The sequence below is a fragment of the Arthrobacter sp. E1SS-5 genome, assembly GCF_057073715.1.
The window spans coordinates 1,552,421-1,577,882 of sequence record NZ_CP172703.1 but is presented as its reverse complement, the minus strand read 5'-3'; the positions used below and the strand labels follow the sequence as shown (position 1 = coordinate 1,577,882).

Annotated in this window: 26 protein-coding genes; 8 read left to right on the top strand and 18 right to left on the bottom strand. The window is 66.7% G+C overall.

Annotated features, from left to right (window positions below; all coding sequences use genetic code 11):
- Positions 1–25: 25 nt before the first annotated feature.
- A complete protein-coding gene (gene pheT, locus ACIGJD_RS07325) occupies positions 26–2,569 on the bottom strand; it encodes a phenylalanine--tRNA ligase subunit beta (protein ID WP_483688941.1) in 2,544 nt (847 codons plus the stop codon).
- A 2-nt stretch (positions 2,570–2,571) separates the two neighbouring features.
- Positions 2,572–3,633 (bottom strand): phenylalanine--tRNA ligase subunit alpha, encoded by a 1,062-nt coding sequence (gene pheS / locus ACIGJD_RS07320; protein WP_483688940.1) that lies wholly within the window; start codon positions 3,631–3,633, stop codon positions 2,572–2,574.
- A 199-nt stretch (positions 3,634–3,832) separates the two neighbouring features.
- Here pheS and ACIGJD_RS07315 point away from each other — a divergent pair, with 199 nt between their 5' ends.
- The 3 genes from ACIGJD_RS07315 (at position 3,833) to ACIGJD_RS07305 (ending at position 6,134) form a co-directional block, all read left to right on the top strand.
- Complete coding sequence (locus ACIGJD_RS07315; protein WP_483688939.1) at positions 3,833–4,282, top strand: hypothetical protein; 450 nt, start codon at positions 3,833–3,835, stop codon at positions 4,280–4,282.
- On the top strand, positions 4,282–4,938 hold the full coding sequence (locus ACIGJD_RS07310; RefSeq protein ID WP_483688938.1) for an SIMPL domain-containing protein: 657 nt from the start codon (positions 4,282–4,284) through the stop codon (positions 4,936–4,938). The genes ACIGJD_RS07315 and ACIGJD_RS07310 overlap by 1 nt, the downstream gene beginning before the upstream one ends.
- 77 nt (positions 4,939–5,015) lie before the next feature.
- Positions 5,016–6,134, top strand: a complete 1,119-nt coding sequence (locus tag ACIGJD_RS07305) for an Rv2578c family radical SAM protein (RefSeq protein ID WP_483688937.1) — start codon at positions 5,016–5,018, stop codon at positions 6,132–6,134.
- Positions 6,135–6,167: 33 nt separating this feature from the next.
- Here ACIGJD_RS07305 and ACIGJD_RS07300 read toward each other — a convergent pair whose 3' ends face one another.
- A complete protein-coding gene (locus ACIGJD_RS07300; RefSeq protein WP_483688936.1) occupies positions 6,168–6,623 on the bottom strand; it encodes a (deoxy)nucleoside triphosphate pyrophosphohydrolase in 456 nt (151 codons plus the stop codon).
- A 168-nt stretch (positions 6,624–6,791) separates the two neighbouring features.
- Between ACIGJD_RS07300 and ACIGJD_RS07295 the strand changes: the two genes are divergently transcribed.
- Both ACIGJD_RS07295 and ACIGJD_RS07290 read left to right on the top strand, forming a co-directional pair.
- Positions 6,792–8,000, top strand: a complete 1,209-nt coding sequence (locus ACIGJD_RS07295) for an MFS transporter (RefSeq protein ID WP_483688935.1) — start codon at positions 6,792–6,794, stop codon at positions 7,998–8,000.
- 176 nt (positions 8,001–8,176) lie between these two features.
- Complete coding sequence (locus tag ACIGJD_RS07290) at positions 8,177–8,452, top strand: GlsB/YeaQ/YmgE family stress response membrane protein (protein WP_142134490.1); 276 nt, start codon at positions 8,177–8,179, stop codon at positions 8,450–8,452.
- Positions 8,453–8,563: 111 nt separating this feature from the next.
- On the opposite strand, the gene ACIGJD_RS07285 is transcribed toward ACIGJD_RS07290, so the two are convergent.
- From ACIGJD_RS07285 to infC, 4 genes are all read right to left on the bottom strand, one after another.
- Positions 8,564–9,490, bottom strand: coding sequence for a TrmH family RNA methyltransferase (locus ACIGJD_RS07285; RefSeq protein WP_483688934.1), 927 nt, complete (start codon positions 9,488–9,490; stop codon positions 8,564–8,566).
- 69 nt (positions 9,491–9,559) lie between these two features.
- Positions 9,560–9,949: a 50S ribosomal protein L20 gene (gene rplT / locus ACIGJD_RS07280; RefSeq protein ID WP_018763610.1), complete on the bottom strand. Its 390-nt coding sequence runs from the start codon at positions 9,947–9,949 to the stop codon at positions 9,560–9,562.
- Between the two features lie 122 nt (positions 9,950–10,071).
- The gene (gene rpmI, locus ACIGJD_RS07275; RefSeq protein WP_221384100.1) at positions 10,072–10,266 is read right to left on the bottom strand and encodes a 50S ribosomal protein L35; all 195 of its coding nucleotides are present in this window, start codon (positions 10,264–10,266) and stop codon (positions 10,072–10,074) included.
- Positions 10,267–10,385: 119 nt separating this feature from the next.
- Positions 10,386–11,354, bottom strand: a complete 969-nt coding sequence (gene infC / locus ACIGJD_RS07270) for a translation initiation factor IF-3 (protein WP_483688933.1) — start codon at positions 11,352–11,354, stop codon at positions 10,386–10,388.
- A 400-nt stretch (positions 11,355–11,754) separates the two neighbouring features.
- Between infC and ACIGJD_RS07265 the strand changes: the two genes are divergently transcribed.
- Complete coding sequence (locus ACIGJD_RS07265; protein WP_018771577.1) at positions 11,755–12,141, top strand: DUF1844 domain-containing protein; 387 nt, start codon at positions 11,755–11,757, stop codon at positions 12,139–12,141.
- 205 nt (positions 12,142–12,346) lie between these two features.
- On the opposite strand, the gene ACIGJD_RS07260 is transcribed toward ACIGJD_RS07265, so the two are convergent.
- The 8 genes from ACIGJD_RS07260 to ACIGJD_RS07225 all read right to left on the bottom strand — a co-directional run bounded on the left by ACIGJD_RS07260 (position 12,347) and on the right by ACIGJD_RS07225 (position 18,651).
- Positions 12,347–13,642: an MFS transporter gene (locus tag ACIGJD_RS07260; protein WP_483688932.1), complete on the bottom strand. Its 1,296-nt coding sequence runs from the start codon at positions 13,640–13,642 to the stop codon at positions 12,347–12,349.
- Between the two features lie 57 nt (positions 13,643–13,699).
- Positions 13,700–14,584, bottom strand: coding sequence for an SseB family protein (locus ACIGJD_RS07255; protein ID WP_483688931.1), 885 nt, complete (start codon positions 14,582–14,584; stop codon positions 13,700–13,702).
- A gap of 19 nt (positions 14,585–14,603) precedes the next feature.
- Positions 14,604–15,350, bottom strand: coding sequence for a bifunctional 1-(5-phosphoribosyl)-5-((5-phosphoribosylamino)methylideneamino)imidazole-4-carboxamide isomerase/phosphoribosylanthranilate isomerase PriA (priA, locus tag ACIGJD_RS07250; protein WP_483688930.1), 747 nt, complete (start codon positions 15,348–15,350; stop codon positions 14,604–14,606).
- Positions 15,351–15,471: 121 nt separating this feature from the next.
- Entirely contained in the window at positions 15,472–15,630 is a 159-nt protein-coding gene (locus ACIGJD_RS07245; protein ID WP_483688929.1) for a hypothetical protein, read from the bottom strand.
- Positions 15,631–16,398, bottom strand: coding sequence for an imidazole glycerol phosphate synthase subunit HisH (gene hisH / locus ACIGJD_RS07240; RefSeq protein WP_483688928.1), 768 nt, complete (start codon positions 16,396–16,398; stop codon positions 15,631–15,633).
- Entirely contained in the window at positions 16,395–17,021 is a 627-nt protein-coding gene (hisB, locus tag ACIGJD_RS07235) for an imidazoleglycerol-phosphate dehydratase HisB (RefSeq protein WP_236801943.1), read from the bottom strand. Before hisB ends, hisH begins: the two co-directional genes overlap by 4 nt.
- 61 nt (positions 17,022–17,082) lie before the next feature.
- On the bottom strand, positions 17,083–18,201 hold the full coding sequence (locus tag ACIGJD_RS07230; protein WP_483688927.1) for a histidinol-phosphate transaminase: 1,119 nt from the start codon (positions 18,199–18,201) through the stop codon (positions 17,083–17,085).
- 99 nt (positions 18,202–18,300) lie between these two features.
- A complete protein-coding gene (locus ACIGJD_RS07225; RefSeq protein ID WP_483688926.1) occupies positions 18,301–18,651 on the bottom strand; it encodes a LysM peptidoglycan-binding domain-containing protein in 351 nt (116 codons plus the stop codon).
- A gap of 357 nt (positions 18,652–19,008) precedes the next feature.
- Between ACIGJD_RS07225 and lexA the strand changes: the two genes are divergently transcribed.
- Complete coding sequence (gene lexA, locus ACIGJD_RS07220) at positions 19,009–19,746, top strand: transcriptional repressor LexA (protein ID WP_483688925.1); 738 nt, start codon at positions 19,009–19,011, stop codon at positions 19,744–19,746.
- Positions 19,747–19,854: 108 nt separating this feature from the next.
- Here the strand turns inward: lexA and ACIGJD_RS07215 are convergent, their stop codons facing one another.
- The gene (locus ACIGJD_RS07215) at positions 19,855–21,915 is read right to left on the bottom strand and encodes an ATP-dependent DNA helicase (protein WP_483688924.1); all 2,061 of its coding nucleotides are present in this window, start codon (positions 21,913–21,915) and stop codon (positions 19,855–19,857) included.
- Complete coding sequence (gene hflX / locus ACIGJD_RS07210) at positions 21,908–23,488, bottom strand: GTPase HflX (protein WP_483688923.1); 1,581 nt, start codon at positions 23,486–23,488, stop codon at positions 21,908–21,910. The genes ACIGJD_RS07215 and hflX overlap by 8 nt, the downstream gene beginning before the upstream one ends.
- Before the next feature lie 430 nt (positions 23,489–23,918).
- On the opposite strand from hflX, the gene ACIGJD_RS07205 reads away from it, so the two are divergent.
- Positions 23,919–24,542, top strand: coding sequence for a class I SAM-dependent methyltransferase (locus ACIGJD_RS07205; RefSeq protein WP_483688922.1), 624 nt, complete (start codon positions 23,919–23,921; stop codon positions 24,540–24,542).
- On the opposite strand, the gene dapF is transcribed toward ACIGJD_RS07205, so the two are convergent.
- Complete coding sequence (gene dapF / locus ACIGJD_RS07200; RefSeq protein WP_483688921.1) at positions 24,514–25,458, bottom strand: diaminopimelate epimerase; 945 nt, start codon at positions 25,456–25,458, stop codon at positions 24,514–24,516. The genes ACIGJD_RS07205 and dapF overlap by 29 nt on opposite strands.
- Positions 25,459–25,462 lie beyond the last annotated feature (4 nt).

Sequence of the window (25,462 nt, the reverse complement as noted above, 5' to 3'; positions counted from 1 at the left end):
GCCGCCGAAGCAACCAACGGCCCCTCTAGCGCTGGACTGCTCCGAAGCGTTCAGCAGCCAGGGCCACTGCACTTTCGCGTGCCATCGAAGCTTCGTCAGCCGTCAGGGTGCGGTCAGCGGCCCGGAAACGGAGTCCGAAGGCCAGCGACTTCTTGCCTTCCTCGATGCCCTTGCCTGAGTAGACGTCGAACAGCGCCACGTCCTCAAGGAGCTCGCCGGCGCCTTCGCGCAGTGCGGCGAGAACCTCGTCCGCCGGTACGTCCGCCGGAACCACCAAGGCCACATCCTGGGTTGCCACCGGGAACGTGGAGATATGGCGGGCCACGATCACGTCCGGAGCCGCCTCGAACAGGGCGTCGGCATTGATTTCGAGGGCCACGGTCCGGGCCGGCATGTCGGACGCCGCGAGCAGCTTGGGGTGCAGTTCGCCTGCGTACCCCACGGTCTCCCCCGTCCGCAGCGCAAGTCTGGCGGTACGGCCGGGATGGAACGCCTGGTGGCTGCCCTGGCTGACCACGAGGTCCACGCCGAGGACATCGCCGGCAAGGCGGGCAACATCCAGCGCGTCGGCCCAATCCCACGCCCGGGGGGTGTGGGACGCAGCGGCCGGGGAATCATGGCCGGTGAGGACCGCTGCGAGGTGGAACGGCTGGTCCGGGACGCCGTCGAACAGGTCATCGAGTACCTCGTCGGAGGGCTTGATTCCCAGCGGCGGGATGGAGGCCGTGCCCACGCTTTCGCCGGGCAGGAACACCAGGCCGGATTCGAAGAGGGCCAGGTCGCGGAAGCCGCGCGAGTGGTTCCGCTTGGCCACCTCGATCAGCCCGGGCAGGATGGACGTCCGCAGGTAGCCGTGCTCCTCGCTGATGGGGTTGGCGAGCTTGACGGCGCTCCGCGCCGCACCCTGCTCCGCCACACCGAAGGTGTCGTTGGCGGCCTTGGACACGAACGGGTACGCCAGGACCTCGGTGAGGCCGAAGTCCGCCAGGGCCTGGATGAGGCGCCGGCGCTGCTGCTGGACACGGGTGAGGCCGCGGCCGGGAGGGGCCACCGGAAGCGTGGCGGGAATCTTGTCGTAGCCCACCAGCCGGGCGATCTCCTCGGTCAGGTCTTCCCGGGTCTCCAGGTCGCTGCGCCAGCTGGGCGGCGTAACGGTCCAGCCGCCGTCGTTCTTAACGACTCCGGCGCCCAAGTCCTCAAGGGAGGTGACGATCTGTTCCCCGGTGAAGTCGATGCCGATGCGTGCGGCAGCGAAACCGGCGGGCAGCTCGATGCTGATCGTCTCCGGAGCGGTGCCAACGTCGGTGCCGGCTTCATCCGCCGTGCCGCCGGCCAGTTCCACCAGGAGGTCCACCACGCGCTGGGCCGCGATGCCGGCCACTTGCCAGTCCACGCCGCGCTCGAAGCGCTTGGAGGCCTCGGACGGCAGCTTGTGCCGGCGCCGCGAGCGCCCGATGGACACCTCGTCGAAGTGCGCCGACTCCACCAGGACGTTCGACGTCGAATCGCTCACTTCAGTCGCCGCGCCGCCCATGACGCCGGCGATCCCGATGGCGCCGGAGTCGTCGGTGATCAGCAGGTCCTCGGCGTCAAGGGTGCGTTCCTTGCCGTCCAACGTGGTGATCTTCTCGCCGGCGGAAGCGCGCCGCACCACGATGTCCCCGGACAGCTTGTCCAAGTCGTAGCAGTGGGTGGGCTGGCCCAGCTCGAGCATGACGTAGTTGGAAATGTCCACCGGCAGCGAGATGGAACGGATGCCGGCCAGCCGGAGCCGGGACACCATCCACTGCGGCGTCGGCTTCGTTGCATCCACTCCACGAACGGTGCGTGCTACGAAGCGGTCGCAGCCGGGCTTGCCGTAGATGGGGGCATCGTCATTGAGCTTGATGCCGTAGCCTCCTGAAAGCTCCGCAGGGGCCTGGACCTTGGTTGCCGGGTCCGTGAAGGCGGTACCCGTAGCGTGCGCGTACTCACGGGCCACGCCACGGATGGAGAAGGCGTAGCCGCGGTCCGGGGTGACGTTGATTTCCGCGGCCTGGTCGTAGAGGCCCAGGAGCTCCATGGCGTCAGCGCCCACTTCCGGGTCAAGCCCGATGCGGGACAGCACCAGGATGCCGTCGTGGTCCTCGCCGATGCCCAGTTCGCGGACGGAAGCGATCATGCCGGCTGAGAGGTGCCCGTAGGTCTTGCGGGCGGAGATGTGGAAGTCGCCGGGCAGGACTGCCCCCGGAAGGGTGACCACCACCTTGTCGCCCTCAACGAAGTTGTGCGCGCCGCAAACGATGCCCTGGACGCCGGACGGGTCGATGCCCTTGCCGGTGAGCTTCTGTTCCTGCCCTTCGGGGACCACGCGGACCTGGCACCAGTTGATGGTCTTGCCGTTGCTCTGCGGTTCCTTGACCAGGCTGAGGACCTGGCCCACCACGATGGGCCCCTGGAGGGTGTCCGTGGGGCGGTGGACCGCTTCCTCCTCGAAGCCGACCTTGACCAGCTCTGCCATGACGTCTTCGGCCGTTGCTCCGGCCGGTACTGCCGCGAATTCACGCAGCCATGAAAGTGGGATACGCACTGTTAGATCTCCATCCCGAAGTGCTCGCTGAACCGTACATCGCCTTCGATCATGTCGCGCATGTCCCCCACCTCGTTGCGGAACATGAGGGTGCGCTCGATGCCCATCCCGAAGGCAAAACCTGAATAGACGTCCGGGTCGATGCCCGCGGCGCGCAGGACGTTGGGGTTGACCATGCCGCAGCCGCCCCACTCGATCCAGGCCGGCCCGCCCTTGGCGCCGGGGTGGAAGATGTCCAGCTCGGCGGAGGGCTCGGTGAACGGGAAGTAGTTGGGGCGCAGCCGGATCTGGGCTTCATCGCCGAACATCTGCCGGGCGAAGTGCTCCAGGGTGCCGCGGAGGTCGGCCATGCTTAGGTTCTTGTCAATGGCCAAGCCTTCGAACTGGTGGAACACCGGCGTGTGGGTGGCGTCCAGCTCGTCGGTGCGGAACACCTTGCCGGGGCACAGCACGTAGATGGGCACCTCGCGCTCCAACATGGACCGCACCTGCACCGGTGAGGTGTGGGTGCGCATCAACAGGTGGGCTTCCGGAGGTTCCACGAAGAAGGTGTCCTGCATTTCGCGGGCAGGATGGTCCGGCTTGAAGTTCAGGGCGTCGAAGTTGAACCACTCCGACTCCACCTCCGGGCCTTCGGCGATTTCCCAGCCCATGCCCACGAAGATGTCCGCCACGCGGTCCTGCAGCGTGGAGAGCGGGTGGCGGGCACCGGCACGGCGGCGGCGCGGAGCGGCCGTGACGTCCACGGTTTCCTCCACCAGGATCCGGGCGTCGTTTTCTGCCTCCAGCACTTCGGCACGCTCGGCGAGCGCCTTGTTGACCTTCCCGCGGGAGGCACCCATCAGCTTTCCGGCGAGCGCCTTCTGGTCCTTGGGCAACCGGCCGATCTCGCGGTTGGCAAGGCTGAGCGGGGACTTCTCGCCACTGTGGGCAAGGCGCACCGCCTTCAGCTCGTCAAGGGTGGCCGCACCGGCGATGGCGGTGAGGGCCTGGTCTACAGCGGCGTTGATGGCGGCCTCATCCGTGGGGTTCGGGATGGCGGCGCCCGGCAAAGTTTCAGTCATCTAGTGTTCTTAGCTACGAGTCGTGGCTGCCGGCGGGCGGGGCAGCCGCGCGCGGTTTCCCGCCCGGCGCGTCCGTCGCTGGCAGGTCATGGATGAATGCTGAACGTCAGTGGCATTCAATGACCAGGTCAGGGCTCGCCGGCAGGACCGGCGGCCACTGCCCTCCAGTCTAGTTGAACCCTCCGGTTACCATGGCCTCATGACTTTGCGGCAGCGCACGGGTTTCCTTCAGGGCCCGACGGCGGCCCAGCGGCTCAGGCGGGCAGCCAACCTCCTTAACGGAAGCACCCTGGCCGGGCTCGCCGTCGCCCTCGCCGCCCGGACGCGCATCAGCCGAGGTCCCCGCGGCATGGTCATTGCCGCAGATTACCGCTGGCGGTTGCCCTTTGCGCACGCCTACACCCTGGGCAACGTGGTGCTGTGCCGCAGCACGGCTGCGGAGCTGGTCTCCCGCCCGGCACTCCTGGGGCATGAGGAACGGCACTGCACCCAGTACGCGTGGTGCCTGGGGCTGCCGTTTATCCCGTTGTACCTCGCAGCCGCGGGCTGGTCGGTGCTGCGGACGGGAAATCCGGGGACGGCGAACATTTTTGAAATGCGGGCGGGGCTGGCCGCGGGCGGTTACCCCCTTACGGGGAGGCGGATGTGATGGTTCAGGACCCGCACGTGCAGGTTGGCGCCGGCACGGTCACCGTGACGGGAACGGGCTCCGCGGAGGCGGCCCCGGACCTGATGCTGGTTTCGGTAGGCGTGGAGTGCCGGGCCGGGTCGGTGCAGGAAGCGTACTCGGCGGCCGGCGAGGCCCTGGCTGCGGTGGGATCCGTCCTCCGCGGCCGCGGCGTTGCCCCGGCTGATCTCCGGACGACAGGGCTGAGTGTCCGGGCGGACCTCGTTTGGCGGGACGGGGAAGGGCAGAAACTCGTGGGCTACGTGGCAGCCGGCAGCCTTCTGGTGAGGTTGCGGGACCTTGGCAGCGCATCGGGAACGGTTTCGGAAGCCGTGCGCGCGGCAGGGGACGCTGCCCGGCTCAACAGTCTGCAACTGGTCCTGTCCGACGATTCCGCCATCCGGGCACAGGCCCGGGACGCCGCATGGGAGGACGCGCACCACACGGCCGGGCAGTACGCCGCCCTGGCCTCGGGCAGCCTGGGACGGGTGTTGTCCGTAACGGACCAGCGGCCGGCTTCGGGGCCCGTACCGCTTGCCGGACTGCAGCGGGCCTCTGCCACCGAGTCCCTGGCCGTGGAGCCCGGGGAAAACCGGGTGGAGGCTGCCGTGACCGTCACTTGGGAGCTGCAGCACTGACGCTCTCCCGGCAGGTAAGGGGTCACGGGAGGTGTTGCGGCCTTGACTTACATTCGAACATGTTTTCGAATGGAGGAATGAGATGGGAAGCGCAAGCACTGGTGCCCACACCCAACCCCGCGGGTGCGGGCGCTCCGGCGTTGCTTCCGCTGGCGGGCCTGGTCCGCTCCGTCACCACGCCTGAGTTCGCAGGCATCACGTTCCACGAGGTCACTGCCAAATCGGTGCTCAACAGGGTGCCGTCGGGGTCGAAGATGCCGTTCGAATGGACCATCAACCCTTACCGCGGCTGCAGCCACGCCTGCGTCTACTGCTTTGCCCGCAAGACGCACACGTACCTGGATTTCGACGCCGGCATGGACTTCGACAGCCAGGTAGTGGTGAAGGTGAACGCCGCGGAGGTCCTGCGGAAGGAACTGAACAAGGCCTCCTGGACGCGCCAGCAGGTGGCACTGGGCACCAACACCGATCCCTACCAGCGGGCCGAGGGCCGGTACCGGCTCATGCCGGGAATCATTAATGCCCTGGCAGAGTCCGGCACACCCCTGTCCATCCTCACCAAGGGAACCCTGCTGGCGCGGGACATCCCGCTGCTCAAGAGCGCCGCCACGCAAGTCCCCGTAGGGCTCGGCATTTCCCTTGCCATGACCAACGAGGCCCTGTCCGAGGCGATCGAGCCCGGAACGCCCGGACCCAGGGCCCGGCTCCGGCTGGTGTCCCGGCTCCGCGAAGCGGGACTGCCCTGCGGCGTGATGGCCATGCCCATCCTGCCGTGGCTGTCCGACAGCGACGAAGCACTCGATGCGTTGTTCGGCTCGCTGGCGGCAGCGGGCGCAACCGGCGTCACCGCGGGTGCCCTGTACCTGAAGCCCGGCACAAGGGAATGGTTCATGAAGTGGATTGCGGCCAACCACCCCGAACTGGCCGGCCGCTACCGGCGGCTGTACGGCACCGGCTCCTACGCGTCCAAGGAATACCGGATGTGGCTCGCCGGCAGGGTCCGCTACTTCAAGGCGCGCCACGGCTTTTCGCATTCGTCAGGCTTCAGCCACCGTGACCTGGACAAGCCGGACCTGGACGATCCGCGCGTTGAAGAAGCGCAGTACCCGGCAGGCAGCATCCCCGCCGCCGTTCCCGGTGGCTCCCCTGCTGGTTCTGCGGCATCCCGGCCCGGAGTGCAGGACTCCCTGTTCTGAATTTCTTGGGGTCTGGGGGTCAGTCGCAGGAGTTCAATCCTGAGCCAGGGGCTCCTGTACCGGCAACGCCACAGAGTCCAGGAGGGCGCTGACAATCGGATAATCCGCCGGGATCCAGGGCAGGCCAAGGACGGCCTCCCGGTTTTGCAGGTCCATCCACCGCAGTTCGTCGTGGTCTTCAAGCGGCATGGCCTCGCCGCTGGTCACTTCAGCGAACCACACCCGCATGCTGGCACGATCATTGAGCGGCCAGCCTTGGGGTTCCGCCGCGGGCAGCTCCGAACCCAGGCGGACATCGATGCCCAGTTCCTCGGCGAGTTCGCGCACCAGCGCTGTTTCGGGTTTCTCGCCGGGTTCCACCTTGCCTCCTGGAAACTCCCACAGCCCGGCCAGGTGCTCCGGGGCGCTCCTCCGCGCCACCAGCATTGCCGCCGGCTGGGCCAGGTTGTCCACCACTGCTCCGCCCACTACCTGTATCAGTCCAGTCACCGGCTCATTCTATGGGCCACAATGGGAATGTCCGGAACAGCATCCGGCAGTCCACCGACGCCACAGGAATAGCTCCTGCCCGCCCGGGGTTTGCCACATTGTCCGGATCTTCCTGCCCCATTGCCGTGGCACCGTCCAATCAATGTTCCACCTTCGAAAAGCAGGCATATGAGCAGCGTTCTTTCCCCGTCCACGGCAGCCGGCACCAAGGCCCCCAATATCGGCATGGCCATCTTTGCGCTGGCCATGGGCGGTGTGGGCATTGGTGTCACCGAATTCACCATGATGGGCCTGCTGAAGGAAGTGGAACAGGGACTGGGGATCAGCACGCCCGAGGCCGGCCACCTGATCTCCGCCTACGCGCTGGGAGTGGTGATTGGCGCTCCCCTGCTGGCCGCCGTCGGAGCCAAGCTCCCCCGCAAAAAACTGGCACTGGGGCTCCTGCTGTTCTTCACGGTGGCCAACCTAAGTTCTTTCATCGCCCCTGACTACGGGTCGATGCTCCTATCCCGCTTTGCCGCCGGCCTCCCGCACGGGGCCTTCTTCGGAGTTGCTGCCGTCATCGCCGCCTCCCTGGTCCCTGCCACCCGGCGCGGCTGGGCCATCTCGATGGTCATGGCCGGGCTCAGCGTCTCCAACGTGGTGGGCGTACCGTTTGCCACGTGGCTGGGCCAGACCTTCGGCTGGCGGCTGCTGTTTGTCCTGGTGGGTGCCATCGGACTGCTGGCGTTGGCCATGGTGTGGAAGTTCGTCCCCTTCCAGGCCGCCCACCCCGACGCGAGCATCCGGCGTGAGCTTGGCGCCCTCAAGCGGCTGCAGGTGTGGCTGGCCCTTATGGTGGGCATCGTGGGTTTCGGCGGCTTCTTCGCCACCTACACCTACATCGCGCACACCATGACCGCGGTGGCCGGAATCCCGTCCGCACTGATCCCCGTGGTGGTGGCGCTGTATGGGCTGGGCATGGTGGCCGGGAACATTGTCGGCGGCCGGCTGGCTGACAAGTCCGTCATGGGCACCCTGTACCGGGTCCTCCCGGCCGTTGCCGTGGCCCTCGTGGTTTACGCTGTGGCCGCGAACTGGCCGTGGAGCGCCATGGTCATGGTGTTCGTGGTGGGTGCCTCCGGCTCCATGCTGATTCCCGCCCTGCAGACCCGGCTGCTGGACGCCTCGCCGGACGCTCCGTCGCTGGCATCGTCGCTGAACCATGCCGCCCTGAACGTGGCCAATGCCTTGGGAGCGTTTCTCGGCGGCCTTGTCATTGCCCTCGGCTGGGGTTTCACCGCCCCGGCACTCGTTGGCGCCGTCCTGGCACTCCTCGGTTTCGGTGTGGCCCTCTTCAGCGGCCTGATGGAACGCAAGCGGCCGTTGGCTGCCTGAGCCTGCCAGGGCGGTCCCTGCCTGGGTTCCCGCGGACGTTCGACGGCGAAAAGCTTCCCTGGACGAAGGCCTAACGATGCTGCAACGCCGCCACCGGGGCTACTGACTTTAGGGGGTGCTTATGTTAGCTTGAGCCTCATCGGGACTATTAATCCCGGTCACAATAAGGAGGAGACATGGGTTTTCTTGCTTGGATTATTTTGGGCCTGATTGTTGGGGCCATCGTTAAAGCCGTAATGCCCGGACGGGTTGGCGGCGGCTGGGTGACCAGCCTCATCCTGGGTGTCGTCGGAGCCATTGTTGGCGGCTGGATTGGCAGCCTCCTGTTCAACAAGGGCGATCTTGCCTTCTTCGACCTCGGCACCTGGATTCTCGCTATCGTCGGCGGCCTGATTGTCGCCGGCATCTACGGAGCAGTCACCGGACGCGGAAAAGCCAGCCGCGCACCCTGATCGCTCTGTCAACCAATTACCCACGGGCCCCGGAATTCCGGGGCCTTTCTTTGTGTGCGGGGCCGGCCGCCGTCGTCCCGTGCTTGTGCCTTGGTCCTGCCCCCGGGCGTCCTATCCGACGCCTCCGGTGCCCGCCGCAGCCTCAACCCTGCGCTGGGACCGGGCGCTGGCGTACAGGCATACGGTGGCTGCGGTCCCAAGGTTGAGGCTTTCGGCAGCGCCATAAACAGGAACAGCCACCCGATGGTCAGCAAGCTCCAGTTCCTCCGGCGAAAGCCCCTGGGCTTCGTTTCCGAAGAGCCAGGCGGTAGGCCCGGCGAGGTCGTAGACGGATTCAGGACCGGCACCGGTCAGCCTGCGCCGGGCGCTTTCATCCTGCAGCACATCCAGGTCCAGCTGTCCGTAACCGTCCGCCGCGAGGATGCCGATGCCGCGCGCCTTGCACTCCGCGGCCAGCTCCGCAGGGTCCGCGGCCAGGACGACCGGAAGGTGGAACAACGACCCGGCGGTGGACCGGACCGCTTTGGGGTTATAAATGTCCACGCTGGACGCCGTGAAGACCACCGCGTCGGCGCCGGCGGAGTCTGCCGCACGCAGTACGGTTCCCGCGTTGCCAGGGTCCCTGACCTGGCACAGGACGGCAATCAGGCGGGGGCCGGCGTCCAGCACTTCCGCCAGGGAAACGTCCACAAAGCGGCAGACGGCGACGATCCCCTGCGGATTCACAGTGTCGGCCATGGCGGCCAGGACGTCTTCGGTGGCCACCCGTGCGTTGGTGCCCTGTGCGAGCTCTTCGAACTCGGGAAAACGGTCAAGGCAGCTTTCGCTGGCAAAGACTTCCGTGACCACTCCGGGAGCGCCAGCCGCAAGGCGCTGCTGGTGGAGCTTGAGGGCCTCCCGGACGGCCTGCGGACCTTCGGCAAGGAACTGGCCGCGCTTTAAACGGGCCGGGCGCCCTGCAAGTTTCGCCACGTCCCTGACCCGATCGGCTCGGGGGTTGGACAGTGGAAGATCTTGCGGGCGCCCGGTTTCGTTCATACAAGAACTGTAGTAGCTGCTGCCACCTGTTCCTGAATGGGCCCCTCAGGCGAGGGGCGGCAGCATAGACTAGGCTGCGGCAACCTTCTTGGCGGAGGTGTCTGCCGGCAGGGAGTCCTTGGCAACCTGGACCAGAGCGGCGAAGGCGTTGGCGTCGGAGACGGCAAGCTCGGCCAGCATACGGCGGTCAACCTCAACCTCGGCGGCCTTCAGGCCCTGGATGAGGCGGTTGTAGGTCAGGCCGTTGGCGCGGGAAGCAGCGTTGATGCGCTGGATCCACAGGCGGCGGAAGTCGCCCTTCTTCTTCTTGCGGTCGCCGTAGCTGTACACAAACGAGTGCAGCAGCTGCTCTTTGGCCTTGCGGTACAGGCGCGAACGCTGTCCGCGGTAACCCTTTGCCCGTTCAAGGACAACCCGGCGCTTCTTGTGGGCGTTAACCGCCCTCTTCACACGTGCCACGTGCGTACTCCTTCGAAAATCTGATCCCAAGCATCTGTTGCCGGTAATCCGGCGGCGGCCTGAGAAGGCTGTTTGGCAGGTGACCGGCCACCAGGGGGCGGCCCGTCAGTAAAACTTGGGAACTAGATGCCGAGCATCTTCCGGATGACCTTGGCGTCGCCCTTGAAGACGATCTTGTCGCCGGCGAGGCGACGGGTCAGGCGGGTGGACTTGTGCTCCAGGTAGTGGCGGCGGTTGGCCTGCTGGCGGCGCAGCTTGCCGCTGCCGGTCAGCTTGAAGCGCTTCTTAGCACCACTGTGGGTCTTCATCTTCGGCATGGGAACCGATCTCCTTACGTTTCTGCTGGCCCGGGGGCCGCAGTTCTATCGCGCAGCCGCCCCTGCGGGCAGCATGCTGGTTGCTGACTGCCGGAGGGCGGACCCCCGGCAGCTGTGAACTAGTTGGTCTTCTTGCCGGCCGGCTTCGGCACTGCCTTGGGGGCAGGGCGTGCAGCAGGCTTGGGCGCGGCAGGCCTGGCCACCGGCTTCGGCGGGGCAGGCACGGCAGCCGGCTTCGGTGCGGCCGGGGCAGCAGCTTCCGGCTTGGCCGCAGCAGCAGGTTTGGGCGCCGGAGCGGCCTTCGGCGCAGCCGCCTTCGGAGCTTCCTGCTTCGGAGCGGCAGCCTTGGGGGCTTCCTGCTTCGGCACTTCCTGCTTGGGCGCCGCAGCCTTCGGAGCTTCCTGCTTCGGAGCGTCCGCCTTCGGAGCTTCCTGCTCCGGAGCGGCAGCCTGGGGCTCGGTGGACACGGTGAAGCCTTCCGGCAGGAGGTCCGCCAGTGACTGCGTCATGGGGGCCTGGTCCTGGCCGGAGGTGTCAACGCGCCCGGAAGCCTTGGCTTCGTTCTGCGCCTTGGCCTCGGCGCGCTGCGTGGCACGACGTGCCTCAGCCTTGGCCTCGGCCTTGTTCTTCAGCGGGCCAACCACCATGACCATGTTGCGTCCGTCGATGCGCGGGCTGGACTCCACCACGCCAACTTCGGCGACGTCGTCCGCGAAGCGCTGGAGCAGGCGGATGCCCATCTCCGGACGCTGCTGCTCACGGCCACGGAACTGGATCATGGCCTTGACCTTGTCCCCGGCACCGAGGAAGCGAAGGGCGTGGCCGCGCTTGGTCTCGTAGTCGTGGGTGTCGATCTTCAGGCGGAAGCGGATTTCCTTCAGAACGGTGTTCGTCTGGTTCTTCCGGGCCTCACGTGCCTTGACCGCGGCCTCGTACTTGTACTTGCCGAAGTCCATCAGCTTGCACACCGGAGGCTTCGCCTGAGGTGCAACTTCAACGAGATCAAGGTCGGATTCGGCAGCCAGGCGCAGGGCATCCTCAATACGGACGATTCCTACCTGTTCACCTGCAGGTCCGACCAGCCGCACCTCGGGGACGCGGATACGCTCATTGATTCTTGGCTCGCTAATGTTAAAGCTCCTGTGTTTGTTGTTGTTTCCGGCAAATAGAGAAGGCCCCCAATTGCCGGAGCAATCGAAGGCCTCGAAGAGGTTGGCTCAGCAACCCCTTAACGGAGCCGCACATGCACAGTCCCGGCAAATGCCGGCCCATGCCCAACCAGGTACCCGGCAACCTTGCGCCCCTGTACATTCCGATGGAACGCCTGGGACAGCGGCTGACGCGGGTGGGAGAGAACTCCGCTTGCAAACTGCATGCCATTCTACAGAAAAAATTCCCGCCAACGCCGGAAAGCGCTGTTGGGAACCTGATTGTTGGAACAATCCCTGAAATAACGACATCCAGTCGGTCTGTGTCAAGCTTACCAGTATGAGCACCTCAGACAGTAATTCGTACGTCTTCGAGCCCGGCGACGCAGGCGCAGACGTTTCACAGCAGATCCGGGACATCTCGGAGGTTCCCGCCATCGAGGTCATCACCACGGCCGCGGTTCACCTCATGAGCGCGGCCGCGGTAAAGCTTGGCCTGGCCGCGGAAGACAACGCAGCCGAACTCAAGGACCTGGACGAGGCCCGGAAACTGATCACGGCATTGGCCGGCCTGGTCACCGCCGCCGCCCCGGAGATCGGCTCCCAGCACGCCGGACCCTTGCGCGACGGCCTGCGGTCCCTGCAGCTGGCCTTCCGCGAAGAGTCGCTGATTCCGGATGCACCGGGCAAGGGCCCGGGCGAAAAGTACACCGGGGCAGTGAACTAAGGAAGAACTCCTCCGAGCAACGCCCGACGGCGGGACGGCCTTTGGAAGGTCGTCCCGCCGTCGCGCTTTAACACCGTCCATTGCTCCGTATCTGCCGTTTAGCGGGGCCAAAAGGACAAATAGGTGGGCCCACGCCCGCAGGGTTCCCTGGCCGAGCCTGCGAGGTGAGGGCGCGGGTGGGGAGCAATCGATGACGCGCAACCGGTCAGGCGGCAGCCCTGCGGCGCCGCTGCTGGAGCGCCAGGCCGACCAGGCAGAGGACAACGCCTGCAATGCCGACGGACAGGAAGCCTCCGGAAGGCCCCATGACGTCGATGAAGACCCCTGCCAGCGGGGAGCCCAGGGCAACGCCGGCCGTCAGGGCTGAGCCGTACCAGCCCATGGCCTCGCCACGCCGCTCCTCGGACACGAGATCCGCCACCTTCTCGGAGGCCGCCGACAGCACCGGAGCGCACAGCAGGCCCGGCAGCACGGAGATGAAGGCCAGCGTCCAGGTGTCGTGGGCGAAGGCCATCGGCAGGGTGAATGCGGCCATGCCCAGCAGCAGGCAGATGGGCGGGACAGGCCGGTGCATGGCCCCGTAGATTAAACCGCCGACGACGGAAGCGGCGCACCAGAAGACGAAGACGATGCCGATCTCACTTTGGTGTCCGCCGATTTCCAGTGCGGCGACAATGCCGACGTCGGTGCCGCTGAGGACCATTCCGGCGCCGGCGGCCACGGCGAAGAGTGCAGCTACCGTGGCGGTGAACCACGAAAAGCCGCCAGCCAGCTTCCCCCTCAGGCCCTGGGCGGCGCTGGTGGCTGCCCCTGCGGGGGCCAGTTCCGCGGCGGCTTCCTGCACATGGGCCGGAGCGGTGGAAACGACGGCAACTTCGGCGGCATGCTGCTCATCCTCGGCGCCTTCGACTGTCAGGCCCTGGCTGCGCGTGGGCGGGTTGAACCACATGAGGAACAGTCCGGCAAGCGACGTTGAAACTCCCACCACGGTGAGGCCGGCAGTAGTGAAGCCGCTCGTGGCCACGACCGCGCCGGCGGCCGGCCCGATCATGAACACCACTTCCGTGGTGATGGCATCGAGGGCGAACGCCGTGCGGCGCTGCTCGCCCTCCGCGAGGACGCCAAGGGATTGCCGCACAACGCTGAAGATGGGCAGCGTCAGCAGGCCGCCGACGAAGACCAACGGCAGGAGCCACTGGTAGGACACGTGCGGCACAATCGACCAGATCACCGTCTCCGAGATCACCGACGGGATGAGCGCCCTCCGAAGGCCCGCCGTGTCCACCCGCCGCCCGCGCCACGGGGCACCAAGCGCGATGCCGATGGTCATGACGGCTGCGGCGGCACCGGCCGCGGCATAGCCCTGGCCCAGGGTGAGGACGATGTGCAGCGTGAGCAGAACGCCGGCGGCCGAGTGCGGGATCCGGGCAACCATGCCCACCAGCAGCAGCCGGCGGATAGGCCGGATGGCGAGCAACTCCCGGTAGAGAGCGAAATTCACGAAAGCGTCCTTCAGGATGCGCCGCAGCCTGGCAGGGATCACCCATCCGGCTGGCGGCTAGTCGGGAGCGCGCCTCAGTTTAATCTCAAGGGAATCGACGCGCTCCCCAAACAATACATTCCGGGACCACTCCGCCTGCAGGCCCGCTACCAGTTGCTGCACACCGGCGGCGTCCAGGCCGTCCTCAAGGTACAGCACCACCTGCAGTTCCGGGCCGGCACCGCCACCGGGGACTACTGCTCCATCGGCGGCCCTGGCGGCCACTCCCCTGCCGGGCAGGAGTTCGAGCCGGCGGATGGCGGCGAAGCCTGAGGCCGCGCGGCCCATTTCGGCGGCCAGTTCGGGGTCCTCGTAGGAGGGGATCCAGTCGTGCTGCTTGGCGAGTGCCCAGACGCCTGGCCTGCGGACTACGAACGTCACGTCGGCGCCCGGGTCCAGGACCAGGAGTTCGGCTCCTTCGGCCACTGCCGAGAGGGCCGCCCTGGCGGCGTAGACGGCCACCGGCCTCGCCTCGGGATGCCATGCAGACAGCGCGGCGGCCGAGGTGAACGCCGGCAGTGCGGTCCTCCCGTCGGCTGCCTTCAGCGTCACCAGTGCCATGTCCGCCTGCTTGTCCGCGTGAAGCCCGTGGGCAGTTTCTTCCTCTTCGGCCAGCTGCGCCACGATCGGAATGAAGACCCGCGCAGTTGCCAGCGAGGCAACCACCGCTTCTTCACCGCCCCGGCCCTCGCGGAGCGCGGCAACGGCGGCGAGGTAACCGGCGTCGGCCGTTCCGTCGTCGTCCTCGAAGTTATGGATCTTGGCATCGTCGCCGGTGAGGCTCCGCCCGGCCCACGGCTGGCCCGCGGAATCCGTGGCACCACCGGCACCGGCCAGCGCTGCTGCGATATGTCCGGGCAGCCGGCGGGCTGCGGGGGGTTGCGGTTCCTCGACGTTGGACATGGAAGTAATGCGCCCGGCCCTAGCGCCGGCCTGCGACGTCGAGGGCTTCAGGGAGCGTGAAGGCTCCGGAGTACAGGGCCTTGCCCACAATGGCGCCTTCCACCCCCAAGGGGACCAGCGAGCGGAGGACCTTGAGGTCGTCCAGGCTGGAGATTCCGCCGGAGGCCACCACCGGCTTGCCCGTCTTCTCCACCATCTGCCGCAGGAGTTCCACATTCGGTCCCTGCAGCGTGCCGTCCTTGGTCACGTCGGTCACCACGTAGCGGGCGCAGCCGGCCTCTTCCAGGCGGCCCAGGACGTCCCACAGGTCTCCGCCCTCCTTGGTCCATCCGCGGCCTGCAAGGGTGGTGCCACGGACGTCGAGTCCGACGGCGATCTTGTCGCCGAAGCGGTCGATGGCCCGGGCGGTCCACTCGGGGTTCTCCAGTGCTGCGGTGCCCAGGTTGACGCGGGCAACGCCCAGGTCAAGAGCTGCTTCGAGGGTCTCGTCGTCGCGGAGCCCGCCGGAGAGTTCCACCTTAATGTCCAGCCGGCCCACCACCTCACGGAGCAGTTCCGCGTTGGATCCGCGCCCAAAAGCGGCGTCGAGGTCCACCAAGTGGACCCACTCGGCGCCCTGCTGCTGCCAGTTGAGCGCCGCTTCGAGGGGGGTGCCGTAGCTGGTTTCGCTGCCGGCCTCGCCCTGGACCAGCCGAACGGCCTGGCCGTTAACGACGTCGACGGCGGGCAGCAGTTCAAGTACCGGCAGGTCATGTGCGCTGGTCATACTCATCCTCGGTGTTGGTTCTCGGGCCCAGGGCATTTGGCTGGGATCTGGGCGGGGTTGGGGCTGCCGTTGCGGGTGTACCGGACGGCCTGCCAATGGCGGTCGGACCACCGGTGGGTGGTCAGCTGGCCGGCAGCGTGAGCAAATAGGCGGCAAGCAGCGACATGGCGGCCAGGACGTAGAAGGCAACCTGCGTCCAGACGGGCTTGCGCTGCTGCCTGAACGCGATGCCGCCGCCAATCAGAAGGCCGGCGAGGCCCGTCAGCAGTACGGACCACATCTAGGCGCCGCTGCCGGCATCGGCCGATGCTGCTCCGGGGCCGGTCTCGCCGTTGGCCGGTTTGCGCAGGCCTTCCACCCAATTGCGCAGCAGGCGCGCGCCGGCGTCTCCTGACTTTTCCGGGTGGAACTGGGTGGCGCAGAGCGGGCCGTTTTCAACCGCCGCAATGAATGGAGCGCCGTGCTCGGACCAGGTGACCATCGGCGGAGCCATCCGCGGCTGGATCACATCGAAATTCCATTCCTGAACGCCGTACGAGTGCACGAAGTAGAAGCGCTCATTTTCGACGCCGGCAAAGAGTTTGGAACCTTCAGGAACCTTGACGGTGTTCCAACCCATGTGCGGGACAACTTCCGCGGGAAGGGCCTCCACCTTTCCGGGCCATTCACCGATGCCTTCGGCTTCGGTGCCGTGTTCCACGCCGGCCTCGAACAGGACCTGGAGGCCTACGCAAATGCCCAGCACGGGGCGGCCGCCGGCAACGCGCCTGCCGATCAGCCGGATGCCGTCCACTGCCTTGAGTTCGCGCATCACGGTTTCGAAGGCGCCGACGCCGGGCACCACCAGTCCGTCCGCGTTCAGCACGTCCTCCGGCTTGGAGCTAAGGATCACTTCCGCGCCGGCACGTTCCAGCGCACGCACGGCGGACCGGACGTTCCCGGAACCGTAGTCCAGCACGGTAACGGTCGGCTTACCCTCGGGGGACGGCAGCTTTTTCGAGGCTGATGGGTCCAGGATGGCCCCGTCCTTCAGGACCTGCCCGCTCACAGCGCGCCCTTGGTGGACGGGATGCCCTCAACGCGGGGATCCGGTTCAACGGCGGCGCGGAGGGCACGGGCGAAGGCTTTGAACTGAGCCTCGACAATGTGGTGCGGGTCCCGGCCGGCCAGTACGGTCATGTGCAGGCAGATGCCGGCGTGCAGCGTGATGGCTTCAAAAACGTGGCGGGTCAGGGAACCAGTGAAGTGGCCGCCGATCAGGTGGTACTCCTGGCCCGCCGGCTCGCCGCCATGCACCAGGTAGGGGCGGCCGGAGACATCCACCACCGCATTGGCAAGCGCTTCATCCAGCGGCACAGTGGCCTCACCGAAACGTCGGATTCCCGCCTTGTTGCCCAGGGCAGTACGCAGGACCTCGCCGAAGGTGATGGCAACGTCCTCCACGGTGTGGTGGACGTCAATGTGGGTGTCGCCGGTGGCCTTGACCGTCATGTCGATCAGGGAGTGCTTGCACAGGGCGGTCAGCATGTGGTCGTAGAACGGCACCGACGTATCGATGTCCGAAACTCCGGTTCCGTCGAGGTTGATCTCCACGAGTACGGAGGACTCGCTGGTGGCACGCTCCATGCGGGCGGTCCGGGCCGCAGCCGTATTCAATCCGGTTGGACTCATGGTGAAGGGATCCTTAGTGGGAGAAGAAGTGGTTCAAGGCGTCCAGCGCCGCACTACAAGTCTAGGCGGGAAGCGCGGGCCGGCCCGCAAGGATGCGTTCCAGGGAGGTAAGGAAGGCTGTGGTTTCCGCCTCAGTGCCTGCGGTAACCCGAAGGTGGCCGGGGATGCCGACGTCGCGGATCAGCACACCGGCGTCCAGCAGTTCCTGCCAGACCTGGTGGGGGTTTTCCAGGCCGCCGAAGAACACGTAGTTGGAGTCGGAGGCGGCGGGCGTCAGGCCCATCCGGGTCAGTTCCGCCACGATCCGGTCCCGCTGGGCTTTGATGTCCTGGACATCCGCCATCAGCACCTCGCGGTGCTTGAGGGCGGCAAGCGCGGTGGCCTGCGTGATGGCTGAGAGGTGGTACGGCAGGCGCACCAGCCGCAGGGCGTCGGTGACTTCCGGCGCGGCAGCCATGTAGCCAAGACGGGCGCCTGCCAGGGCGAACGCCTTGCTCATGGTGCGGGACACGATGAGCCGCTCCCGGCCGGGAAGCAGCGTCAGCGCGCTGGGCGTGCCGTCGTGCGCGAACTCATGGTAAGCCTCGTCCACGATCACAATGGCCTGGCTGTCCTCCCCGGCCTCGTAGACAGCCTCCACGACATCCAGGCCGAGCCCGGTCCCGGTGGGATTGTTGGGCGAGCAGAGGAACACGATGTTCGGTTGCAGTTCCTTGACCTGCCGCGCGGCCGACTCGGCGCTCAGGTCGTATCCTTCGGCACGCTCCCCGGTGATGTACTGAGTGTCGGTCCCGCTGGCCAGCAGGGGGTACATGGAGTACGTGGGCGGGAAGCCCAGGGCTGTGCGTCCCGGGCCGCCGAAGGCCTGGAGGATCTGCTGCAGGACCTCATTGGAGCCGTTTGCTGCCCATACGTTGGTCTCGTCAAGGCCATGCCCGAGGTACTCCGCCAAGGCTTTCCGAAGTTCGGTGAACTCCCGGTCCGGGTACCGGTTCAGGCCTGCTGCGGCCTCCGTGACAGCCTCGCTGATGGCTGCGCGGACGTCGGCGGGGACACCATGGGTGTTCTCATTGACGTTCAGAAGGATGGGGACGTCCAGTTGGGGCGCCCCATAAGGGGTGAGCCCGCGAAGGTTGCTGCGAAGGGGAAGCCGGTTCAGACGCTCTAGCTGGTCGTTCACCTGAACAGTTTAGTTGCCGCAGCAACGACCGGAAAATGTGACGGGTCCTGTTCGCCCTCGGCGTGCGCCCCGGCCGCTGGCGGCGGATGGGCAGCGGGTTCAGTGTGTAGGGACGAACAGCTGCTGCCCCGGCAGGACGGATCCGGCGCTGAGGTTGTTGAGCTGGACGATATCCGCGACCACGTCCCGGGCATCGCGGCCCGGATCAACCGCACCGGCGATGGTCCACAGCGACTGGCCCGGCTGCACCGTCACGGTGACCGTGGGTGTCACCGCCAGGTCCGAGACGGAGTCGGAGGCCTTGGCCGGAGAGTTGAAGAACCCCGACAGCGACAGCAGGAGAACCGCGAGGAGTACCAACGGAACGCCGATCAGGACGATCCGTCCCCGCCGGGTGAGCCGCAGGGGCGCGGGTGAAGCTGAAACCTGGTGACGAGATGAAGCTGACATGAACTGAGCCCTCCTGGACCTGCCGTGCTGCCCGGGTGTCCACCCGCGGCCGCCCCGACCATTCAGACCGCGGCCCGGAACTTCCTCCGGCCACGTTTTCGAATAGGGCATGCGCTGGTTAGAACACATGTTCGAACTTTACTTGTTTAAGTTTTAGCACCTATCAACGAATAATGTCGAGACTCGCTAGAACAAATGTTTGAAAAAGCAATGTGGCTGGCCTAGCTTTGAACCTAAGAACATCCACCCCTGAAGTTGAACAGCAGGGTCTGACAATGACAGTGGGAGTGCTTCCGGCGGCGCTGTAAAAAGCGCTGTGGCGGAAGGTCCGGCGGCAAGCGAAAGGCATTGGCGAATATGGCAGCAGCAGCCGCCGGGGGCAGGACCGCCCCGCAAAGCAAGAGGACCGCCAAGGGCCTGACGGCCAGGCAAAAGAAGATTCTCGAAACCATCCAGCGCTCGGTCAATGAGAACGGGTACCCGCCCTCCATGCGCGAAATCGGCGATACCGTGGGGCTGGCAAGCCTGTCCAGCGTGACGCACCAGCTGTCCCAGCTGGAAAAACTGGGTTACCTTCGCCGCGATCCCAAGCGGCCGCGCGCCATGGAAGTGCTGATGCCCCTCACGCTGGACGGCGGTGCCGGTAAGGCCGCAGGCACCTCTCCTGCGCCCCAGCCCGCCGGTGGTGGCGCCTCGGTGACCGAGCTTCCCACTGCGCTCGATACGGCAATGGTTCCGCTTGTGGGCAGGATCGCTGCCGGCGGTCCCATCCTGGCCGAGCAGCTGGTCGAGGATGTCATGCCCCTCCCCCGCCAGCTTGTGGGCCAGGGCGAGCTCTTCATGCTGCGGGTGGCGGGCGACTCCATGGTGGACGCCGCCATCTGCGACGGCGACTGGGTGGTGGTCCGGCGCCAGGTGGACGCAGCCAACGGGGACATCGTTGCAGCCCTGCTCGACGACGAAGCTACCGTTAAGACCTTCCGCCAGCGCGACGGCCACACTTGGCTGCTTCCCCAAAACACGCAGTACGAACCCATCCTGGGCGACCACGCCACCATCATGGGCAAGGTTGTCTCGGTCCTGCGTTCGCTCTAGCCCATTCTCTTCGGCGAAAACACACCGGCCCAAAATCCAGCCGGAGGTCCCCAATCTGCCGCAGGCCCGCCCCGGTTCCACCGGCGCGGGCCTGCGGCACTTCCGGATCTACCGGAGCGCGTCCGCGCCGAGCCTGGTGAGGGCTGCCAGCGCCTTGCTGCGGTCCGTGGTTGCCCAGAACGGCGGCAGGGCGCCCCGCAGGAATCCGGCGTACCGCTCGGTAGCCAGCCGGGAGTCGAGTACGGCCACCACACCCTTGTCTCCTGTTGACCTGATAAGCCGCCCGGCGCCCTGGGCCAGCCGGATGGCAGCGTGGGTGGCTGAAACGGACATGAAGCCATTGCCGCCCGCCTGCGCCACGGCGCGCGAACGCGCCGTCATCAGCGGATCGTCGGGCCGCGGGAACGGGATCCGGTCAATCACCACCAGCCGGCAGGAGCCGCCCGGGACGTCGACTCCCTGCCACAGGGACATGGTTCCGAACAGGCAGGTGTCCGGTTCATCGGCGAACTGCTTAACCAGGGCAGTCATGGTCGATTCCCCCTGGCAGAGGACGGTCATGTCCAGCTTGGGCCGGAGGGCATCGGCAGCTTCCTCGGCCGCGCGGCGTGAGGAAAACAGGCAGAGGGCTCCCCCGCCGGACGCCTTGATCAGCGCTTCCAGTTCCTCCAGCGCCTCCGGGGACACGCCGCGGCCGGGCTTTGGCAGGTGTCCGGCCACGTAGAGGATGCCCTGCTTGGGGTAGTCGAAGGGTGACCCAACATCCACGCCGGTCCAGCTGGGGGCTCCCTCACCGAGAAGGCCCAGTCCTCCTGCCGCGGGTTCGAAAGCCGAACCAATGGCCAGGGTGGCGGAAGTCAGCACAACGGTATGGTCGGCAAAGAGCCCTTCCCGCAGCCGCCCGGCGACGGACAGCGGGGCGATGTTGATCAGCACCGGTGCATTCTCGTCCGGCTGCGAGTAACCCTGGCCGGGGTCGAAGGTGCTGGCGCGGGAGAACCACACCACTTCCCGGTTTTCCCGGGCGGCGACCAGACGCTCGCACAGTTCCAGGATGAGCATGAGGCGGGCCCTGGCCAGCTGCCGGCCGCCGTCGGCCGTGGTGTTGCTGTCCCCCTTGGAATCGGACAACGCAGCCCGGCAGGCCTCACGCAGCTGGTCCACGCAGTCAAGCTGTTCATCGTTCAGGCCGTTGGGAAGCAGGCCGTTCGATGCGCCGGCGAGAGCCAGCTCAAGGTTGGCAGCGGCGGCATTGAGGGCATCAACGGTAATGGCTGTGTGTTTCCGTGCACCGGCAGCAGCGGCGTGGACCATCGCAACGGACAGCTGCCCCGACACGGCTCCGGTGACCCGGTCCTGGAGTTCGTGCGCTTCGTCCACCACCACGACGTCGTATTCGGGGAGGACGGCAAGTCCCTCGAAGGCGCTGACGGCGAGCATGGCGTGGTTGGTGACCACCACGTCCGCTTCGGCAGCGTCCTGCCGGGCGAGTTCGCTGAAACACTCGGCAGCCATGGGGCATTTCTGGGCGCCCAGGCACTCCATGGACGTTACGGAGACCTGCCGCCAGGCGCGGTCGGTCACGCCCGGGAGCAATTCGTCCCGGTCCCCCGTGGTGGTCTTCTCCGCCCACTCGCGCAGCCGAACCACTTCCTTGCCGAGCTGAGAGGAGGGCCCGCCCACGGACGCAGCAAAGTGCGGCACGCTGGTGTCCTCGCCGAGCGAGAAGAGCTGCCCTTCGGAGGGCTCCTCGGAGGGGAAACCGCCTTCGAGCTTGTGGCGGCAGACGTAGTTGGAACGGCCTTTGACCAAGGCGACCTTGACCGGACGTTCCAGAGCCGGCGTGATGTTCTTCAGGAGCCGGGGCAGGTCCCTGCCCACGATCTGGGTTTGCAGGGCCAGGGTGGCCGTGGAGACCAGCGCAGGCTTGTTGCTTTCCAGGGCATGGGCGATCAACGGCACCAGGTAGGCAAGCGATTTGCCGGTGCCGGTGCCCGCCTGGACCAGCAGGTGGTTGCCCGTTTCGATGGCGCGGGCCACCTGCAGGGCCATTTCGTGCTGTCCAGTGCGGCTTTGTCCGCCCATGCCTGCGACGGCCCGGTCGAGCAGCTCGATGACGAACTGCTCGCCGGCCGTGCGCGCGGCTTCGTCCGCCGCGGAATCACTCATTGACGGTGAAGGGTTCCAGTTCGGACGCCAGGCCCTCCCGGACCATCACGGCAGCCCTGGTGCCGGCCTCCACGTGATCCAGGCTGAGGATCTCGGCGTCGGACTCGTGAAGCTTGCTGATCAGGTCCCCGCGGTCGTACGGGATGAGCAGCTGCATCTTGACCGAAGGCCGGGGAATGGATTCGCTGATGACCCTCAGCAGTTCCGGGATCCCCTCGCCCGTGCGGGCGGAGACCACCACGTGGCGCGGTTCGCGCTGCTTCAGCCGCTCCACCACGAAGGGGTCGGCGGCATCGGCCTTGTTCAGCACGATGATCTCCGGAACCTTCCGGGCGTCAACTTCGCTGAAGACCTTGCGGACGGCGGCGATCTGGCCTTCCGGATCGGGGTGCGAGACGTCCACCACGTGCAGGATCAGGTCCGCGTCCGCCACTTCCTCGAGGGTGGAGCGGAAGGCCTCCACCAGCTGGGTTGGCAGCGAACGGACGAACCCCACGGTATCGGCAAGGGTGTACCCCAGGCCGTCGGTGGTTTCCGCCTTGCGGACGGTGGGGTCCAGGGTGGCGAACAGGGCGTTCTCCACGAGGACTCCGGCGTCGGTGAGGCGGTTAAGCAGGGAAGACTTGCCGGCGTTGGTGTATCCGGCGATGGCGACGGACGGCACTTCATTACGACGGCGGTTAGCCCGCTTGGTCTCGCGCGCGGGCTTCATCGCGGCGATTTCGCGCCGCAGCTTGGCCATGCGGGTGCGGATGCGGCGCCGGTCCAGTTCGATCTTGGTTTCACCGGGGCCACGGGAACCCATGCCGGCGGCGGCGCCACCAACCTGGCCACCGGCCTGGCGGGACATCGACTCGCCCCAGCCGCGCAGGCGGGGAAGCAGGTATTCCAGCTGCGCGAGTTCCACCTGGGCCTTGCCCTCGCGGCTCTTGGCGTGCTGGGCGAAAATATCCAGGATCAGGGCGGTCCGGTCAATGACCTTGACCTTGACGATGTCTTCAAGGGCACGCCGCTGCGACGGTGCCAGTTCGGCGTCCACCACCACGGTATCCGCGCCCGTTGACATCACGATGTCCTTGAGCTCCTGTGCCTTGCCCGAGCCCAGGAAGGTTCCGGGGTCCGGCTTGTCGCGGCGCTGCACCAGGCCGTCGAGGACCTCCGATCCGGCGGTTTCGGCAAGGGCAGCCAGCTCGCGCAGGGAGTTCTCGGCATCGGCAAGCGTGCCCTCGGACCAGAGCCCGGCCAGGACCACACGCTCGAGGCGCAGCTGGCGGTACTCAACCTCGGTGACGTCTTCAAGTTCGGTGGAAAGGCCTGCCCTGCGCCGCAGGGCCCGGCGTTCCTCAAGGTCCTGCTGGTCGCCGTCGTACGTTGAATGCTCTTCGTCGAGGCGGGAAATGGCCTGTGCCCTGCCGAGCACCGCTTTTCCGTTGCCGCTGCCCTCACCGCGGGACGCGCTGACGTTCTTGGCCGGTACGTCCTTGGCGAGGATCCGGTCGATGACAGCCTGGATTTCCTGCGGACTCATGTCCTGGGCGGCTGGATCGGAACCGGTGTTGGGCTGGCTGGTCATGGTCTCCTTTGAAGATTCGGCAATTCCAGAATAGTGCTGATTGGGTGGAAGTTGGAAAGTATTCGCGCTGGGCTGACGGCCTGCGGTCATGGTTCTCCTGATGGTCTGCATCGGCTGCGATGCCGGGCTGGGAATGCCGCCTTGGAACGGCGGCAAGGCGTAAAAGGGCCGGAGAATGGCGGGAAGTGCAGCGGGATGCTGACGTTCGGGTATCGTCCGGCGGCCGGGCAGACGGTACGGTCTGGCCGGTGCGCAAGCGGAAGGCAAGAAGCCTGCGTCGCTGCGGGACGGACTGTCGCTAAAGGACAGGTTGCGGGACGGGCGTGGCCCGTGCCGGCTACTCGAAGATCAGGAACATGCGTTCCAGCGTAGCAGAGGGGCCGAACCGCGGTTTCCCTTTACGCTGCAAGGGGAACTACTCTGGCGAGTTATGGAGTCAGCACACTATTTCAGCACGTCCCCCGCCGGCCCCTTCACCCGTAAGCCACTCACGGTTGAGCTGGCGGGCAAGCCGCGCAGGCTCCACACCTCCGCCGGCATTTTCAGCCCGGACGGGATCGACAAAGGCACTGCCGTACTGCTGGCCGAAGTTCCTGATCCGAATCCCCAGGGCAACCTCCTGGACATCGGCTGCGGCTGGGGCCCCATCGCGCTGACCATGGGCCTGCTGGCCCCCGGGTCCAAGGTTTACGCCGTGGACGTCAACGAACGCTGCATAGCCCTGACCAACGAAAACGCCGCGGCACTGGGCCTGCCGAACGTCGTCGCCAGCACGCCACAGGGGGTGGACCCGGGCGTCCGCTTCGACACCATTTGGTCCAACCCGCCGATCAGGATCGGCAAGGATGAGCTGCACGCCCTCCTCAAGTTCTGGCTGCCGCGCCTGGCCGACGGCGGGACGGCATGGCTGGTGGTGCAGAAGAACCTGGGTTCGGATTCGCTTCAGCGCTGGCTGGCTGCGGAACTGGACGATTCGTTCACCGTGAGCCGGGAGTCAACGTCCAAGTCCTTCCGGATCCTGAAGGTCACGAAAGCGTCCCGCTCGCCACAATGACGGCGGGGCCGCTGAGTTCCACATGCTCGTGGCCTCCGGGGCCGGCAAAGAACTTCACGCCCACCACTCCGCCGGGAACGTGGACCCGCCAGGCGTCCGGGGCTTCCGCTCCGGCCCAGTGCCGGATGGCGACGGCGGCAGCACACGCGCCCGTTCCGCAGGACTGGGTCTCCCCCACCCCGCGCTCGTGCACCCTCATGGTCACCGAGCCCACTCCGTCATGGACCAGCGGCTCCGCGGGAACCACGAACTCCACGTTGGTCCCGTTCGGCGGCACGGGATCCACCTTCGGCGCGGTGAAGAGCTGCGTGCCTGCCAGTTCGGAAAGTTCGGCGAGGGCCACCACCGTGTGCGGATTTCCCATGCTCACGGAGAGCGCAGGCCGGGCAACTTCCAGTCCGTCGGCGGTGACCAGGGAATCCATGGCCTTGGCGCTGGCCTCCCCGGGGAAAATGAACTCCCACGGCCCCATGTCCACCGCATAGCCGTCGCCGGTGCGGACCACGGTCTTCACGCCGCCGCGCGTGCCAATGGTGAGCGATCCGCCGTCGGGCAGGTCGATCAGGCCCTCGGTGCGCAGAAAGTGGACGAACACCCGGACCCCGTTGCCGCACATCTCGGACAATGACCCGTCCGCGTTGCGGTAATCCATGAACCATTCCGCGTCCGGGGCACCTGCCAGCAATTTACGGCCTTCGGGCAGGAACCGGGACGGCACGGCCCTGATCAGGCCATCCGCACCAATGCCGCGGTGGCGGTCGCAGAGCGCGGCGGCCTGGTCCGCGCCAATGGCGTGCGTGCCGTCGGGATCGGCTACCAGGACAAAGTCGTTGCCGGTGCCGTGCCCCTTGGAAAAGCGGAGCCCGCTTAGGGTGCGCAGGGCGGGTCCGGTGGTTTCTGCGGGGGTAGCATTCATGGTC